We start from the raw sequence: 17567 nt of genomic DNA, 5'->3' as shown, positions 1-17567 counted from the left end.
ATCTCTTCGCAATGACAGAAACAATTTTCATTAATTATGTCTCACCCAAATTAATTCTTCTGTCTTGTAGCCTATTTTCCGGGCTTTTTCCAAGAATCTTTGTCTGATACTTTCCGGAATTTCTTTTGTTCTGGAGAGAATCCAAAGGTATTTCAAGCTGCTTCCGGCAACTAAAGCATATTGATAATTGTCGTCAATATCTATTACATTATAACCTGCCCAAAATGGTTTAAAAAATGATACTTTTAATCGGGCTTCGTTTTTATTTTTCACAAATTTTGCTTCTCCAATTGATTCTTTCCATTCTTTCTTGACATAATTGTAGCCCTTATTGTCAACACGGATTGTTCCGTTCGGATTTTGGGTGTACGTTGCCGTTACATTATCCATATTTCTCTCGAATTTGTAGTCGAAACGGGCGATTTCGTACCATTTTCCGAGGTATTTTTCTGCATTGAAATTTTGTACAGCTGTTGCTCCTTTAGGAATTCCAACCGAACATGAATTTAAAATAAATATCCCCAAAATACCCAAAGAAACGGGAATCGCTATTTTTTGAAGAGTTTTCATAATATATTTTTTAAGTGTGATTAGAAAAATTCAAAAATAATGCCTGAAAAATTTACTGCATATTTTTCATGAAGCTTAATTTTATTTAAGACTTAGATTTTGTTTAGAGTTTTAGGTTTCGGCGGCTTCGCCGCCGAAATCTAAAACTACCTCCCAAATTTAAAATATCTCGAAAGCGGATGCTTTTTACCCTGCATAAACAGGGAAGCCATTTCCATTCCTGTTACCGAAAAGGTAATTCCGTTGCCTCCAAAGCCCAACACGAAATAAGAATTTTTAAACTTATCATGTTCACCAATATATGGAAGCCCATCCTTTGTTTCCCCGAAAGTTCCTGCCCAGACAAAATCGGTATAAAATTTATAATCAGGTTTTATTTTCTTTAAATTTTTCAGAATTTCTTTTTCTTTTTTATTAAGAATTGCGTCACGTTTTTCAGCGTTATAAAAATCCTCATCACCACCGCCAATCAACAATCTTCCATCATCGGTTGTCCGCATATACATATAAGGTTTGTCGGTATTCCAGACTAAAGTGCTGGTGATATTTTTAAATTTAGTCTTGTCGATTTCTGAAACGGCAGCATAAGTACTTTTTAAATTAACAAAGTTTTCTTTAATTAAAGTTTTACTTTCATATCCGATACAGTAAATAATTTTTTTAGCTTTAATCTGATATCCCTGATCAGTGGAAACCAGATTATATCCTTTATGATATTCAATATTAACCATTTCGGTTTTGTCGAAAATTCTTAAGCCTTTTTTTATATTTAACTTAAATAATTCATGAGAGAATTTGAAAGCATCAATACTTGCTCCTTGCTTTGAAAGAATACCTCCAAAAGTATTTTCAAAACCGAACTGTTCTACAATTTCCTCACTTTCCAGCCATTTTACATCAAATCCGGCACTTTTTCTTATTTCAAATTCTTTTTTCAACCACTTACTGTCTTTCTTTCCTGAAGCGAAATACAGTGATTTTTTTCTTTTAAAACCTGAGTTTGACTTAATTTTTTCTGAAAGATTTTCAATTTTATCAATAGCATCGGAGCAGGCTTTATAACTTCTTACAGCACCTTTCTTTCCTATTTTTTCAATAAGGTCAAAAAGAGGAATGTCTATTTCGTACTGCAGCATTGAAGTTGTTGCCGAGGTGCTTCCGTTGCAGATTTCCCGCTTATCAATAAGAATGGTTTTATAACCTTCCGCTACCATCTGATGGGCAATTAAACTTCCTGTAATTCCGCCGCCGACAATTAAGACATCACATTCTTCATTTGATTTTAATGATGGATATGAGGCAATCAGACCGTTTTTTAGAAGCCAAAACGGTTCGTTTGATTTAAGATTCATGTTGATATTTTCCTGAAAGTAAACAATAATTGCGCCTTTCCATATATGAAAGTTAAATAATGGTTTAATTTTTGTTGTCGACTAAAAACCAAACCACACTAAATATAAAAATATGATAACGATTATTCCAGAAGCTCCGGAAAATGTTGCGGCTTTCAATGCAACGGGAGAGGTAACGAAAGAAGATTTTGAAAACCTTGTAATTCCTAAAGTAAAAGAAAAAGTAGAACAGTTCAATGAGCTGAATTATCTGCTTTACCTGGATACGGATCTGGATAATTTTACGATGGGAGCATGGTTACAAGATGCGCTTTTAGGATTAAAAAACTTAGCAAAGTGGAACAGAACCGCTATTGTTACGGATAATGAAGGGGTTCAGAATTTCACTGATATCTTCAGTGTTCTGATGCCCGGAGAATTCAAATCTTTTCCAAAAGAAAACCTTTATAATGCCCTTTACTGGTGCAAAAACGGTAATGAAGTTGAGGCATAAACTCCATCTTCATTAAAAAAGAAAAGAGAAGCAAAATTGCTTCTCTTTTTTATTTGTCACATGGGACACAGTCGGAAGAAATCTCTTCTTTATCAACAACTTGTGAGCCATATAAAGTCTTATATCTCAGGGCAACAACAAGTCCAATTAAGGTCATGCCCACTCCTACCAACGAGGGATAATTAAATGAATATCCATTTTCCAAAGGAATTCCACCCAAAAATGCTCCCATCGCATTGGCAATATTAAAAGCTGCCTGCATAAAAGCTGCCGCCATCATTTCGCTTTTCGGGGCGGCTTTCATCATCATAATATTGATGGGTGCGGCAACAGACATTGACAAAGCTCCACAAACAAAAGTAAGAGCCAATGCTATATTTTGATATTCGGAAAGGAAAAATACCCCTCCCAAAGAAATCATCATTAAAAAAAGTAATAAAGCACATGTTTTTTCAGGACTCAACCGGTCTGACAAATATCCTCCGACTAAATTCCCTACCACCATTCCGCCTCCCGCAAGAATCATTACGTAAGCCATCTGGCTTTCTTTTATGCCTGCAACCACCGTCATCAAAGGTGTTATATAGCTGAACCATGTGAATAGCCCACCAAAACCTATTGCCGTAATCATCAATACAAACCATGCCTGTTTTCTTTTCAAAAACTTCAGCTCTTCCATAAAATGGGTATCCTGATTGGAATTTAAAACAGGCAGCCAGAGCTTTATAAACAATAATGCCAATAACCCAATAACCGCTACAATAGCAAAATACCACCTCCAGTGAAATGTATGCCCTATATACGTTACCAAAGGTACCATCGCGAGATTGGCTATTGTAAGCCCCGTGAACATCAGTGAAATATAAAAAGCTTCTTTACCTTTCCCCGCCATTCTGGTCGCTACAACAGTTCCCACTCCGAAAAATGCCCCATGCGGAAGACCTGATAAAAACCTGATCACCAACATCATTGAATAATCCGGTGCAATGGCAGATAATCCATTAAATAAAGTAAAAATTATCATCAAGACCATTAACACTTTTTTCGGTGGAAACTTCACAGAATACCCGATCAGGATGGGAGCTCCGATCACTACACCCAAAGCATAGGCCGAAATCAGATGCCCTGCTTCCGGGATTGTTATCTGTAAACTTTTAGCAATATCCGGCAACAGCCCCATAATGGTAAACTCCGTCGTTCCTATTCCCAAACCACCGATTGCCAGCGGAATTATTCTTTTATCTATTCCCATTATTTTATTGTAATTTTAAACAAGGTTAAACGTTTACTCAAATTTTAGTGCAAATTTAAATTAATTTTAAATAGCTCAATAATATTTAATTAGAATAACAAAATCGCTCCGTTGAAAGAGCGATTTATATTTAATGAATATGTTTTTCTGCGTGATAAGAGCTTCTTACAAGTGGCGAGCTCTCAACATGCCTGAATCCTAAGCTTCTTGCAAAATCCCCGAATTCATCGAATTCTTCAGGAGTAATAAATTTTTTTACAGGAAGATGTTTTTTTGTAGGCTGTAGATATTGACCTAAAGTAATCACATCTACATTTGCATTCCTGATATCTTCAATGGTCTGGAAAACCTCATCTCTCGTTTCACCCAAGCCCAGCATTACTCCGGTTTTTGTTCTCCTTTGTCCTGCTTCTTTCAAATATCTTAAAACTTCAAGGCTTCTTTCGTATTTTGCCTGGATTCTTACTTCTCTTGTCAGTCGTTTTACGGTTTCCATGTTGTGAGAAATCACTTCTGGAGCTACATCCACCAATCTGTCTAAGTGTTTTGTAATTCCCTGGAAGTCCGGAATCAAGGTTTCCATAGTCGTTCCAGGAGAAATTCTTCTTACGGCATTTACTGTTTCACCCCAAAGGATTGATCCCATGTCTTTTAAATCATCGCGGTCCACCGAGGTCAGAACAGCATGCTTGATTTTCATTAATTTGATAGAACGTGCTACTTTTTCAGGTTCATCCCAGTTTACATCGAGTGGTTTTCCGGTTTTTACCCCGCAAAATCCGCAGCTTCTGGTACAGATGTTTCCTAAAATCATGAAAGTTGCCGTTCCTTCTCCCCAACATTCACCCATATTCGGGCAGCTTCCACTTTGGCAAATTGTATTTAATTTATATTTATCAACCAAAGTTCTTAATTCTCTGTAATTCTTTCCTGTAGGAAGTTTTACTCGGATCCATTTTGGTTTTTGAACGGTTGTATCCTGAACTAAATTCTCCATTTATTTCTAAAATTGACTTCAAAGTTAAGGATTTTTTTATCGAAACAATCAAACACAGAGATTGATGAAACAGATAATTTTGTAATTTTAAACTTCAATATTTTCTTATGAGGATGACATTTTGCTTTTTATTTATCATTTTCAATACACTTTGCTTTGCACAAAATGAATTTCAACCTGAGGGTTCCACAATAATAGAATCAGTGGACGGAGATTTGGATGGTGATAAAAATCCTGAAAAAGTAATTATTTACAATACAAAAGACACTACTGATCTTGGAAACATCCGTGAAATCCAAATCCTGAAAAATGTTAATGGAAAATGGACAATCTTAGAAAAATCTACAAATGCAATTCTTGAAAGCAATGGTGGACGCATGATGGGAGATCCTTACCAGGATACTCAAATACAAAAAGGTGTTTTAATGATTACCCAAGCCGGCGGAAGCAGTTGGAAATGGGGATATACGGATAAATACAGATTTCAGAACGGTCATTTTGAATTGATTGGATATGAGTCAACTTACGGAAAACCGGAAGAATATTTTGCAAGTGTAGATTTTAATCTTTCAACCGGGCAACTTAGCTATGAAAAAGAGGTTGAAAACACTGCTGAATATGGTAAATCTAAAAAAGAAACTTTCGTTAAAAAGGGATTAAAGATTAATCTTCAAAATAGGAATCAAAGGGATGAGAGAAAAATTACGCTTCCAAAAACGAAGGAAGATATTTATTTTTAATCATCCTCAAACTCATTATTTTTCAACAGTTCGGCTAATACTTTTTTGGCGCGCATAATCCTTACTTTGGTATTGGCAACGGAAATTTTCAGTTCTTCAGCAATTTCCTTAATACTTTTTTCCTCGAAAAATCTTAATCTGATAATATCCTGGTAATTGGCATCCAAAGATTCAATTGTTTTAATGATTTTTTTCTGTTCTTCATTGGAAATCATTAATTCTTCTGGGGATTTTGCGTATTGATTTTTTACCTCATCAAGATTTTCGGTAGGATCCTGATTTTCCCTGGTTTTTTTTCTCCAGAAATCAATAATCGTGTTTTGAGCGATCGTTAAAACCCATGTTTTAAACTGAAAATGAGGATCATACATATCCAGTTTCGACAAAACTTTTGAAAAAACATTCACTGTAATCTCATCCGCATCATTTTCATCCTTCACTTTCTTCATCACAAAAGAAAAAACATCAACCCAAAAGTTGTTGATAAGCTTTGTCTGGGCTTTCTGATCTTTTTCCTTTGCCTTACCGATGAGCTGGAATAGTTGTTCGTCGTTCATTAGTAACAAATATAATTGATTTTGGGCAGAAAGGCAATACATGAATTATCTTTATTTTAACGAAGATTAAAGGTCTGCAAACGTAGTTTAGAAGTGATGAACCAATCTTTAGAAGTTTAAAATCTTTTCAACTGTTTAGATTCTTTCAGGATGACAAACAGAGTGGAAAATTGCGATATAGTTCAGTGTCGGAATACAAGTCTAACAGGTTTTAAAAATTAGTTAGGTTTAATAATAAAAACCAAAATCTGTAATTCTAATTATCTTTTGGATTAAAATTAATCTCAATTCTCTGCTTCTCTGCCTTATTCACCTTGAATTTCTTATCTTTGCACCTTAATTTAAAGCAGAAAATAATGAACTCTTTTATTGAAGAACTGAAATGGCGCGGGCTTTTTGCCGACATGATGCCCGGAACGGACGAACAACTGGATAAGGAAATGACAACTGCCTATATCGGGTTTGATCCTACCGCAGATTCTTTACATATCGGAAGTCTTATTCAAATCAAAATTTTGGCGCATTTTCAGCAGCACGGCCATAAGCCGATTGCTTTAGTGGGGGGTGCAACCGGGATGATTGGTGACCCGTCTGGAAAATCTGCAGAGAGAAATCTTCTGGATGAAGCTACTCTTCTGCATTATGTTGACTGTCTGAAAAACCAGCTTTCAAGATTTTTGGATTTCTCAGGAAACGAGCCCAACAGAGCGGAATTGGTGAACAATTACGACTGGATGAAGAATATTTCTTTCCTTGACTTTGCCAAAAACGTTGGAAAAAATATCACCGTAAACTATATGATGGCGAAAGATTCCGTGAAAAAGAGACTTTCCGGGGAAGCGGGTGTTGACGGCATGAGTTTTACGGAGTTTACGTACCAGCTGATTCAAGGGTATGATTTTTTACATTTATACCAGAATAATAATGTAAGGCTTCAAATGGGAGGTTCTGACCAGTGGGGAAATATCACGACAGGTACAGAATTGATCCGTAGAAAAGCCCAGGGAGAGGCATTTGCGTTAACGGTTCCATTGATCACAAAAGCGGACGGCTCAAAATTCGGGAAGTCTGAAAGTGGTGAAAATTACTGGCTTGATAAAAAGAAAACTTCGCCTTATAAATTCTACCAGTTTTGGCTGAATGCTACTGATACTGATGCTGAAAGATTTATTAAATTTTATACTTTTTTAGGAAAAGAAGAAATTGAAAATTTAATTGCCGAACATAAAACTGCTGAACACGAAAGAAAGTTACAGAAGAAATTAGCTGAAGAAATAACTGTTTGGGTTCATGGAAGAGAAGAATTTGAAAAAGCTCTTAGAGCTTCAGAAATCCTATTCAGCAAGGGTATGGAAGATATGACAAGTGAAATATTTACTGAGATCTTTGATGGAATTTCAAATAAAGAAATGTCAAAATCAGAAGTTATTGGTTCAAGTATTACTGATTTACTTTCCGGTTCAGGTTTTTTGAAGTCAAAAAGTGAAGCCCAAAGACAATTGAAGGGGAATGCCATTTCAATAAATAAGCAAAAAGTAAATGATAGTTTTATTGTTGATGAGAGCGACCTTATTGATAATAAATATTTGTTGCTTCAAAGGGGAAAAAAAGAATATTTTATTATTAAAGCTAATTAAGATACAAACATAAAAGAGAGGCTGTCTTCAATACGGAGACAGCCTCTTCGTTTATAACCAGATGATTTTGAGAATTTGTATTAACACTGGGTTATATCATTTAATATGTTCCTATTCTTTCTAATTTGACAGAATATACATTTCCAACATTTCCTAAATTGGTAATCTGGACCTGAAAGTTCGGGCTTGTGATTATAGAAGCTCGAAGATTAAACTCAGTAGAATTACTTCCATTACAATTTCCTCCATATCCCGTCCAGGTTACTGTACTTGTTGTCTGGGTTTCCGTAAAAGTATGTCCTCCTGTTCCCAATGTAGACAAACCCGCGTCTCTACCCTGCAAAAATGATCCGCCGGTACTTCCTGCTCTTACCCAAAAATCTGCAACCTCTGTAATATTACATGCATTACTCATAACAACAGTAAGCTTATGCAAAGAACCATCCGGAATACCACTGATAACAGTTTGAGTTCCACCTGCCGGAATTAGGGTACTGACACCTGACATAATATCGCCGTCTCCCACTGGGAAAGGTCTTACAAGATTACCGTTAATGTCCTGATATACTGGTGTTACTATAGCTGTTCCACCACCATTGGACACCAATGGTGTATTACGCACCCTGGCCGTACCATTCACATCCAGGTTTGCTGTTGGATTTGTAACACCAATATTAATACCCAATTGCCCATTGGAATGTAATACCATATCGGGTGGTGTTGCGGGTGTTGCTGATGCTGTATGGAAGTGCAATAATCCGCCGCTCAGTCCAAAGCCATAGAAGTCATTTCCGGCAGCAGCATTATAAACAGCCAGCTTTGTGCTTGCAACATCCGTACCTAGATCAAGTTTAGAATTTGGAGTGGCTGTACCGATTCCCACGTTTCCGTTACCCAAAATACGGGCTTTTTCCGTATTGTTTGTACGCAATACTAACGCTTGGTTATCAGTAGTTCCCAGGAAATTGGTAGCAGGATTTGTTCCTGTATTTCCTAGAATATTCCAGGCAGAGCTTAATGATCCTGAAGATATACCGTTATTGGTAGCTCTCCATCCTCCGTTACTGTAAGTAAATTCCATAGCCTGACCATTAGAAATAATAAAGCCATTAAGAGTGGCTCCAAAGCCTCCTGTGGTATTGTTGTAAATAATAAGCCTTTGTCCTGCATTGGGAGCTGCAGGTGCTGTAATAGCAACTGATGCCGTAGCTGCCCCGGTAAGCTGCACCTGGCTTATATTAGCGGGTACTGTGGCCGCGTTACCTGTTACTGCTACTGCTGTTTCACGGTTGGTAATAGCACCGTTTACATCCAAAGTCGTTCCGGGTGTTGTAGTATTGATCCCTACATTCCCATTTTGCGCATACATTGCCGTACTCATGACAAACAATGTTCCTAATAGTAATACTTGTTTTTTCATAATTTTTATTAATTATTATTGTTATTTCCAAATACCTAGCTAATCACAATTAATATATTGCATAGCTAAACCAATGCTGTTTAAATCAACAACATATCTTACAAGCTCGAGTATAATTAGGTGGATGAATGATGTTTGGCTCGGATTATACTAAACCGATCATCAATTGGTGTAAATTCTGTTTAGGTAAAAAATAATTTTTTCTCATAACTTAAGGTATTAATTAATGATCAGTTTTAATCCCTAATCAATCAATCTTTTTATATTCTTAAAAAGAATTCTTTGTGTTTATTAATACAAATATAGTTTCAAAAATTTAATATATTGCTATTTTATTTAACTTTTTTTAGCAAAAAGACCATTATTAACATTTATTAATTCGCAACCATTAAAAAAATTAACGAATTTCGTAATTTATATTTTTTCTATAAAAACAATAATTGTAGTAAATTTTTACGCTTACAATAATATCTATTTACCATTATAAAATTAAATCCAGCAATATTAATTTTTTTTTCACTTAATACCTATTCATCTTTCTGTATTTTAAAAATAAACAGAATCCGTGTTTGGATTCTGTTTTAATAAGATAGTTGAGATTTGTATTAACAAATAAGGTTAATATTTATTTAAATTATCTTTTGGATATACTATTACTAGTCACTTTTATAGTTTTGAAATTTTTTTTATACCAATCATTCCTGTATATCTTTCAACTGTTGTATTCTGAAAATTTTAAATTTAAATAAAAAAAATCATCTAATATTGATGGAATATATTACCATAAAAAACGGAATCCTTTTCAGAATTCCGTTCAATTGAGATATTTAGTTTAAAATCTGTATTAACACTAGGTTAATTTTAATATTTAATATGTACCTATTCTTTCCAGCTTAGCAGAATATACATTTCCAATATTACCTAAGTTGGTAATCTGGATCTGGAAGTTCGGGCTTGAAATAATAGAAGCTCTCAGGTTAAACTCTGTAGAGTTACCACCAACACAGCCTCCTCCATATCCCGTCCAATTTATTGTACTTGTAGTCTGGGTTTCTGTAAAAGTATATCCCCCTGTACCAAGTGTAGACAAGCCAGCATCTATACCTTGCATAAATGATCCTCCTGAGCTACTTGCTCTTACCCAAAATTCCACAACTTCGGTATGGGTACAAGCATTCCCCATGACTACTACAAGCTTGTGTAGCGAGCCATCCGGAATACCACTAATAAGAGTTTGGGTTCCACCTGCAGGAATTACAGTACTGATACCCGACATGATATTTCCTGATCCGGCAGGAAATGCTTTCACAAGATTTCCGTTAGCATCCTGATATACAGGAGTTAGAATAGCTGTTCCTCCTCCATTGGCCGCCTGTGGTGTATTTCTTACTCTTGCTGTACCGTTAACATCCAGGTTTGCAGTTGGATTTGTAACGCCAATATTAATTCCTAATTGCCCGGTAGAATGCAATACCATATCTGGTGGTGCTGTAAGTGTTGCTGATGCTGCGTGAAAGTGTAATAAACCGCCACTTAGACCAAAACCATAAAAGTCGGTTCCGGCAGGATCATTATAAATCGCCAGTTTTGAAGTTGCAACATCACTTCCAAGATCAAGTTTAGTGTTTGGAGTTGTTGTACCAATCCCAACATTTCCGTTAGCCAGAATACGTGCTTTTTCCGTATTGTTTGTACGGAAAGCCAAGCCCTGGCCATCAGTAGTTCCGAGGAAATTTGTTGCTGGGTTTGTTCCTGTATTACCTAGAATATTCCAGGCAGTATTGGCTGGCGCAGCCCCATTGTTGGTTGCTCTCCAGCCACCATTACTGTAGGCAAATTCCATTGCCTGTCCGTTGGCAATGGTAAAGCCGTTGAGTGTAGCTCCAAAACCTCCTGTAGTATTGTTGTAAATGACAAGTCTTTGTCCCGCATTAGGAGCTGCAGGTGCCGTAATGGCAACTGATGCCGTAGCAGCTCCGGTAAGTTGTACCTGGCTTATATTGGCAGCTATTGTAGCGGCATTACCCGTTACCGCAACTGCTGTTTCACGGTTGGTGATTGCACCGTTTACGTCTAATGTAGTTCCAGGAGTCGCAGTATTGATACCCACGTTTCCGCTTTGTGCATACATTGCCGTACTCATAAGACACAATGTACTTAATAATAATAGATTTTTTTTCATGACTTTGTAAAAATATTTAGATTATTGCTTATTAATTAGTTGATGGACACAGCTATCATAAATAGATAGTAATTCCTTAAAATAGATTAAGTTTCTTAGATTTTGTATACAGCAAGTTCGGTGATAAAGCTATCACATTAATCCGGCATCCGGTCTATATCCCAAACTAGGCATGTATAAAAGATTGTTAACTTTTTTGGTTGCTTGTATTAGGAGAATTTTTTTTCATAGGTGGAGAATATGGTTTGACAGTTTTTTCAATTCCAACTTAGTCAATTCTTTTATATAAGGAAAAGAATATCATAGTGTTTTGTTTATTACAAATATAATTCAAAAAATCATATAAAAAACATTTCCGTTGTTTTTTTTGCAAATAAAATCAACTAATAATATAAATTTTATATTAAAACTCTGTTAAAAGAATTATAATATCAAAACAAATCTACTATTTATGGGCTTTTTTATAATAAAATATTTCATCTAAGAATGAATTTATTATCTGCAATTTTTTCTACAATTTGATATTTATTGAAATGTAAACACAGTTTTTTTTCAAAAATATCTTAATATTTTTTTCAATCTTTTGAGAAATATTAAAAATAGCCGTACAGCTAATAATTAAATAAAAGAAAGATAAAGAGACAATAAAATCTGTTACTATAATTTTAGATATAAAAAAACCGCTATAAAAGCGGTTTTCAAAATATATATATTTTATCTGCTTATAATTCCAGAAAGCTGTGCGCTACCGCTGCACTTTTTTCTCCTGACCCAATTATGGTATCAGTTTTAGCAACTTCTCCATCTACCCAGATATTCACTATTAATTTTGAATCAGCATAAGGTAGAACTGCATTTGCAGCCAAGTTTAATTGAGATTGGCTAGAACTAATGAATTGCTCACCACTTGACCAAAGAGTACCTGTAGGGTTGAAAGTAGTATTCTGACCTGTTCCTATCTGAGTAACAACAGTTTTAAAAGTACCATTAACAGGGGGTGTAGGTGGCGGTGTGGGGCCGTTAGTAATAATCTTTGCTTCAAATTGAACAATGTGATCTGTATATTCATTATCGTCGTCGTCATCTTTACAAGAATTAGCAACAGAAATTACTGAAAATAATACGACGAATAAAAAAGAAAGTCTTAATAAACTTTTTGATTTGTAAAATTGCTTCATTTCTCCAAATAGATTTTTAATGTTTCAAATATAGGTTTTTTATCAATATAAAAATAACTTTTATGAAAAATTTCCAACAAAGATTTCTAAATAATATCAAATCAATAAATATTTTATTACCCGCTTACATCTTCATTTTGAAAGGGTCATATGATATAATAGACATAATGTCACAAGTTTTAAAACGGTCCCATTTTTACTTTATTATTTAAAATAAATCGTTATTAATTATATTTGTCCCCATGAATTTAGATTACATCGTCAGAGAACCCGAAAATATTACACCTTCTACCACAATTCTTTTTATGCTTCATGGCTATGGAAGTAATGAGCAGGACCTTTTCAGCTTCAGGGAAACCCTTCCCGAAGACTGGATCATTGTGAGCTTCAGAGCACCAAGAACTACGCAGTTTGAAGGATATTCATGGTATGATATTGATTTCAACAACCCGGAAAATTTTGTTGATGTTCCGCAAGCTACAGAATCTTTGACCAGCGTCTTGGAGAGTATTTTAAAAATAATAAACCATTACGGGATCACAGAAGGTAAAACTCACCTTTGCGGTTTCAGCCAAGGGGGAATTTTATGCTATGCCCTGGCTTTAAAATATCCTGAAATGTTCAATCTTGTTGCTTGTATGAGCAGCTATCCGGAAGAAAAACTGCTGACAGATATTGTAAAAGATAAGAAGAAACTGGAAAAGCTTAGATTCTTCATTTCTCACGGAACGGATGATGCTATAATCCCTTTGGAATGGGGAAGAAAAGCAGCAGACCTTCTCTATGACCTGAACTGTTATTTTACCTTCCGGGAATATATGAGCGGTCACGGAGTGAATCAAAAAAACTATATGGATCTGATGGATTTTTACTCCAAATAATATGAAAAACTAAACAATTACCTTATTTCTATACAAAATAAACAAGCATTCTCAATTTTGAGAATGTTTTTTATTTTTGATAAGAATTATTTTACTAAATTCAGAAAATGAAATTAAAGTATTTTTTCTGGATTCTTTTCTTAAGCATTTTTACTAATGCCCAGAATTCATTTGAAATACAGAGCGAGAAAAAAACAGTTATCCCTTTTAAATTTATTAACAATTTAATTTTCATTCCTGTTAATATCAACGGGGCTAATCTTACCTTTTTACTTGACACAGGCGTTGCGGAAACATCCATTTTCAGCCTCGAAAATCAGGACTTAAAACTTGATAACCTTGAAAAAATAAGATTTTCCGGACTCGGCGGAACTAAAAGCATCGACGGCTTCCGGTCTGATAACAACATTGCAAGAGTCGGGAAAGATTATGTGAATTATACCCTGACGCTTTTTATCATTGTTGATCAGGAATTTAATATCTCAGCTCATGTAGGAATCCCTGTGAACGGAATCATAGGCTATCATTTTTTTAAGGATCACCCTGTCCTGATTGATTATTCTTCCAAAAAAATTACCATTTATAATGATGAGGAATTATTTAAGAAAAAGATTAAAAAATTCGACGAACTTCCCATTTCCATAGAAAAAAGTAAACCGTACATTCTTGCAGATGTAGAAATGACGAACGAAAGAAAAAGCTCAAAATTATTAATTGATCTTGGGAATAGCGATCCGATCTGGCTCTTCCCTGCCCTGATCAAAGACTTTGTGTACAACCGTCCTAATATTGATGATTTTCTGGGAAGAGGTTTTAATGGTGATATTTATGGCAAAAGGAGCAGAATTCACAATTTTTATTTGGGAAGATTCCAATTTGAAAAACCGCTTACAGCAATGCCTGATGAATATTCTATCCAGCATGTCAATCTGGTAGAAGGAAGGAAAGGATCAATTGGTGGCGATATTTTACGACGTTTTACCGTAGCTTTTGATTATCCCAGCAAAAAAATGTATTTAAGGAAAAACAGAAATTTTGATGACCCTTTCCATTTTAATATGAGCGGGCTGGATTTCCGGCAGGACGGCCTGGAGTGGACTAAAGATATTGTAAATCTCCCGACAAAAAACAGGGATAACGCTTCCAGCGGAGTTGAAATTCTGAACAACAGCCTGCAATATAATTTTGTTTTAAAACCGATTTTCTCCATTGCAGGTGTCAGGAAAGATTCTCCGGCACATAAAGCCGGTATTAAAAAAGACGATAAACTGATAAGTATCAACGGAAAAAAAACCGCAGATATGACAATGGAACAAATTATGGAACTGATGAAATCTGCCGAAGGAAAAACCATCAATATGATGATTCAGAGAAAAGCTCAGGAAATGACGTTAAGTTTTACCCTTGAAGACCCTATTCCCTACCAAGAACACGAATAATATGAATACCGAAGAAACTACCTTAGATAAGATCAGAAGCCGGCCGCGCTTTAAAATGTACACCAATCTTACCAAAGAAGAATATGCTGAAAATCTGAAAAAATATCTCGCAGACCACAAAGACGAATTCTCAGGAAACATCAATAAAGAAGTCGCAACCATCTGTGTAGAAACGGAATATGATAATTATTGGAAGCCAAGGTTATCTTTAAGAATCGAAATTGAAGATGAAAAAACGGCAATACGAGGCGTTTTTGGGCCAAGTTCCGCTGTATGGACATTTTTTATGTTCCTTTATTTCACTTTTTCTATTCTCTGGATGACATTTTTCTCGATGTATTATGTTGAAAAACAAATCAAAAGCCAGGAATTCCCCTGGGCATTGACGGCCTCTTTCGTTATGCTTTTTTGCATTGCCCTCACTTATGCGGCAACAAGATTCGGGCAGTATAAAGGCAAGGAAGAGATGCTGAAGCTCAGAAGATTTGCAGAAGAATCAACCTTACAATACGAAAAAAAGGACTAGTTAAGGAGCCTGGGTTTTGGGATTTTCAGGCATTTGCTCTATCACCGCTTTTGCAGCTTTGATAGAATCCACCACCTTTTCCCTGTTATCCTGCTCTCTCAGCATCTTTTCAATATTAGGTTCGATCATTTTGGTCATTTCTTCTACGGAGATATTATTTGCATTAGGATCATTCAGCAGTTCTCTCCAAGGCTTTCTTCCGCCCCATTTATAATCCCCAAAAACCAATACCGGTGTTCCCTTCGCTTTTGTCGTCGCTCCTCCAGGATTCAAAACCCAGGTATCCGCGTAAGCATACAGCCATTGCGCATCTCTCATCAATAATCTCAAACATGAATGCGAGGCAGGATATCCCGGAAGATCATACTGATGCCAACCAATTCCGTCCGTATTAAAAATATTAAAGTTATAAGGCAGCTTCCACTCTGTACTTACAGAAGAGATCGACAGTTTCTTTTTCCAGTTGGCAAATGTAAGGCCTGTTTTTGTCTTGGCGGCTTTCTTACCCATGCTTGTCGGGCCCCATTTCACAAGACTTCCGTTTGAATATACTCCATAAGCTTGAATCGGGTACGAAAAGACCACAAACTTTTTTACCGGGCTCAATACATCCAACTGCATCGGAAATGGCGAATATTCCATCAACGTCGTGTCAATTTTTGCAGGAACCACCAATGTATCAGCGTTCCATTTGTTTTTTGAATCCAATCTGTTTAAAGCTAAAATTGCATACCGCTCCTTTTCCGTATATTTTTTGTTGAAAACAGAAAAGAAAGAATCTTTCAGCTTTTTATCTTTCGGGAAAATAAACGCATTATAGAAGCCATCTTCCTGCATTGCGGGAGGCAGAGACTCTTTCTGTATGACAGAATCTTTTTTTATTGAATCTTGTTTAGGAGCTTCAGTTTCCGAAGTGGAAGATGTTGTATCTTTAATTGTATCACTTATTTTTTCAATTTCTTTTTTACAAGAAAGCAGCATCAATGCAATAAAAAGTGTGTATAAGAATGACTTTTTCACAAATATGTTTTTCATAAATAAAATGGTGGCCTATTTTTGCTACTCAGTGCAAATATCAGACCTAAAATCGGAATATAAAAGTACTTCCTCGAATTACCGTAAAAATACGGGAAAACCATGACTTAAAAGATTTCGTAGTTTAATTTTAAAGCAAAAAAATAAACCCTTCAATTGTTGAAGGGTCTACATTGTCAGCGATCCGGACGGGACTCGAACCCGCGACCTCCGCCGTGACAGGGCGGCATTCTAACCAGCTGAACTACCGGATCATTTTTGTCTGCTCCCGTTTACAAATAATTGTTGAAATTACCTTAAACAAAGGGTGAAGCATTTTGTTTAACTGGTGCAAAGATATATATTTTTTTATTTTTCGCAAATAAATCTAACGGTATATTCTGTAACATTCTATAATCATCAGATTTTCAAACACAAAATTTTGATATTTAAAGGTGGTAATTATAGATTTATTCTAACCACTTTCACAAAATTAAAAGTTAAATTTTGTTAAATTCCAATATACATATAATGATATACCACATTTTACTACATCTGGTTTATTTTTTGTATTGCAATTCATGCCAATTTTACTTCTGATGTTATCGTTAAAAAAACTATAATAACTTGATATATGGTAATTAGTGAAGATTTATTATTAGCGAATGGTGCACACTATGATCAGTATAACATGGGCGACACCATTTTTCATGAGGGAAGTGCTCCAAAATTCTATTTCCAAATTGTAACCGGTGTAGTTGAACTTAATAATTACAGTGAAGACGGGAAAGAATTTACGCAAAATATACTCTCTAATGGGCAAAGTTTTGGTGAATCTTTATTATTCAATGATAAAGTTTATCCAATGAATGCTGTTGCAAAAACAGATTGTACAGTATTGAAGCTTCCGAAAAAGGATTTTATTAATCTTTTAATTCAAAATCCCGAGGCTTCGGCACAGATGTTCAAATGTCTTGCAGACAGGCTTTACCACAAGTACGTAATGCTTTTCAATAATTCTTTATCAGAACCGTCCGCAAAAATCAAAACTTTAATGGACTACCTTAAAGATTACAACTCGAATAACGACAAGTATTCTTTTGAAGTTCCTTTTACAAGGCAACAATTAGCTAATTTAACAGGGCTTCGTGTGGAAACGGTCATCAGAACTATAAAGAAAATGGAAAGCCAGAACTTATTAAAAATAGAACAACGGAAAATATATTATTAATGCCATAAAATTACTCCGTAGTTCAATATTTCCAGACTGATAAACTTCTGAAATTTAAACGAAAAAATGCTGTAAAAAATTTACAACATTTACTATTT

At 35.3% G+C, this 17567-nt stretch carries 16 protein-coding genes and 1 tRNA gene; 7 read left to right on the top strand and 10 right to left on the bottom strand.

Features of this window, described 5'->3' with window-relative positions; all coding sequences use genetic code 11:
• Positions 1-30: 30 nt before the first annotated feature.
• Both ATE47_RS02835 and ATE47_RS02830 read right to left on the bottom strand, forming a co-directional pair.
• Positions 31-570 (bottom strand): lipocalin family protein, encoded by a 540-nt coding sequence (locus ATE47_RS02835; RefSeq protein WP_062160533.1) that lies wholly within the window; start codon positions 568-570, stop codon positions 31-33.
• 146 nt (positions 571-716) lie between these two features.
• Positions 717-1922 (bottom strand): NAD(P)/FAD-dependent oxidoreductase, encoded by a 1206-nt coding sequence (locus ATE47_RS02830; protein WP_062160532.1) that lies wholly within the window; start codon positions 1920-1922, stop codon positions 717-719.
• A 112-nt stretch (positions 1923-2034) separates the two neighbouring features.
• Here ATE47_RS02830 and ATE47_RS02825 point away from each other — a divergent pair, with 112 nt between their 5' ends.
• Positions 2035-2415: an STAS/SEC14 domain-containing protein gene (locus tag ATE47_RS02825; protein WP_062160531.1), complete on the top strand. Its 381-nt coding sequence runs from the start codon at positions 2035-2037 to the stop codon at positions 2413-2415.
• Positions 2416-2464: 49 nt separating this feature from the next.
• On the opposite strand, the gene ATE47_RS02820 is transcribed toward ATE47_RS02825, so the two are convergent.
• Complete coding sequence (locus ATE47_RS02820; protein WP_062160530.1) at positions 2465-3667, bottom strand: MFS transporter; 1203 nt, start codon at positions 3665-3667, stop codon at positions 2465-2467.
• A gap of 130 nt (positions 3668-3797) precedes the next feature.
• Positions 3798-4664, bottom strand: coding sequence for a lipoyl synthase (gene lipA, locus ATE47_RS02815; RefSeq protein WP_027379017.1), 867 nt, complete (start codon positions 4662-4664; stop codon positions 3798-3800).
• A 107-nt stretch (positions 4665-4771) separates the two neighbouring features.
• Here lipA and ATE47_RS02810 point away from each other — a divergent pair, with 107 nt between their 5' ends.
• Positions 4772-5404 carry a hypothetical protein gene (locus tag ATE47_RS02810; RefSeq protein ID WP_062160529.1) on the top strand — a complete coding sequence of 211 codons (633 nt, stop codon included), beginning with the start codon at positions 4772-4774 and terminating at the stop codon, positions 5402-5404.
• Here the strand turns inward: ATE47_RS02810 and ATE47_RS02805 are convergent.
• Positions 5401-5961: an RNA polymerase sigma factor gene (locus ATE47_RS02805; protein WP_062163422.1), complete on the bottom strand. Its 561-nt coding sequence runs from the start codon at positions 5959-5961 to the stop codon at positions 5401-5403. The two genes, ATE47_RS02810 and ATE47_RS02805, sit on opposite strands and share 4 nt — an antisense overlap.
• 356 nt (positions 5962-6317) lie before the next feature.
• Here ATE47_RS02805 and tyrS point away from each other — a divergent pair, with 356 nt between their 5' ends.
• Positions 6318-7598 (top strand): tyrosine--tRNA ligase, encoded by a 1281-nt coding sequence (gene tyrS / locus ATE47_RS02800; RefSeq protein ID WP_062160528.1) that lies wholly within the window; start codon positions 6318-6320, stop codon positions 7596-7598.
• A gap of 100 nt (positions 7599-7698) precedes the next feature.
• Here the strand turns inward: tyrS and ATE47_RS02795 are convergent, their stop codons facing one another.
• From ATE47_RS02795 to ATE47_RS02785, 3 genes are all read right to left on the bottom strand, one after another.
• Positions 7699-9018 (bottom strand): hypothetical protein, encoded by a 1320-nt coding sequence (locus tag ATE47_RS02795; protein ID WP_062160527.1) that lies wholly within the window; start codon positions 9016-9018, stop codon positions 7699-7701.
• 868 nt (positions 9019-9886) lie between these two features.
• Entirely contained in the window at positions 9887-11200 is a 1314-nt protein-coding gene (locus ATE47_RS02790) for a hypothetical protein (RefSeq protein ID WP_150114764.1), read from the bottom strand.
• A gap of 722 nt (positions 11201-11922) precedes the next feature.
• The gene (locus ATE47_RS02785) at positions 11923-12378 is read right to left on the bottom strand and encodes a hypothetical protein (RefSeq protein ID WP_062160525.1); all 456 of its coding nucleotides are present in this window, start codon (positions 12376-12378) and stop codon (positions 11923-11925) included.
• A gap of 242 nt (positions 12379-12620) precedes the next feature.
• Here ATE47_RS02785 and ATE47_RS02780 point away from each other — a divergent pair, with 242 nt between their 5' ends.
• The 3 genes from ATE47_RS02780 (at position 12621) to ATE47_RS02770 (ending at position 15224) form a co-directional block, all read left to right on the top strand.
• Complete coding sequence (locus tag ATE47_RS02780; RefSeq protein ID WP_062160524.1) at positions 12621-13259, top strand: alpha/beta hydrolase; 639 nt, start codon at positions 12621-12623, stop codon at positions 13257-13259.
• Positions 13260-13366: 107 nt separating this feature from the next.
• Positions 13367-14698 carry a PDZ domain-containing protein gene (locus tag ATE47_RS02775; protein WP_062160523.1) on the top strand — a complete coding sequence of 444 codons (1332 nt, stop codon included), beginning with the start codon at positions 13367-13369 and terminating at the stop codon, positions 14696-14698.
• Position 14699: 1 nt separating this feature from the next.
• Complete coding sequence (locus ATE47_RS02770; RefSeq protein ID WP_062160522.1) at positions 14700-15224, top strand: hypothetical protein; 525 nt, start codon at positions 14700-14702, stop codon at positions 15222-15224.
• Here the strand turns inward: ATE47_RS02770 and ATE47_RS02765 are convergent, their stop codons facing one another.
• Entirely contained in the window at positions 15225-16244 is a 1020-nt protein-coding gene (locus tag ATE47_RS02765; protein ID WP_228376306.1) for a L,D-transpeptidase, read from the bottom strand.
• A gap of 195 nt (positions 16245-16439) precedes the next feature.
• Positions 16440-16513: transfer RNA gene (locus ATE47_RS02760), tRNA-Asp, on the bottom strand.
• A 359-nt stretch (positions 16514-16872) separates the two neighbouring features.
• On the opposite strand from ATE47_RS02760, the gene ATE47_RS02755 reads away from it, so the two are divergent.
• Positions 16873-17469, top strand: a complete 597-nt coding sequence (locus ATE47_RS02755) for a Crp/Fnr family transcriptional regulator (RefSeq protein ID WP_062160520.1) — start codon at positions 16873-16875, stop codon at positions 17467-17469.
• The last annotated feature ends 98 nt before the right edge of the window (positions 17470-17567 follow it).

The organism is Chryseobacterium sp. IHB B 17019 (assembly GCF_001456155.1).
GTDB lineage: Bacteria > Bacteroidota > Bacteroidia > Flavobacteriales > Weeksellaceae > Chryseobacterium.
Note: the sequence above shows the minus strand (reverse complement) of the source record. Positions and strands in the feature narration are given on the sequence as shown.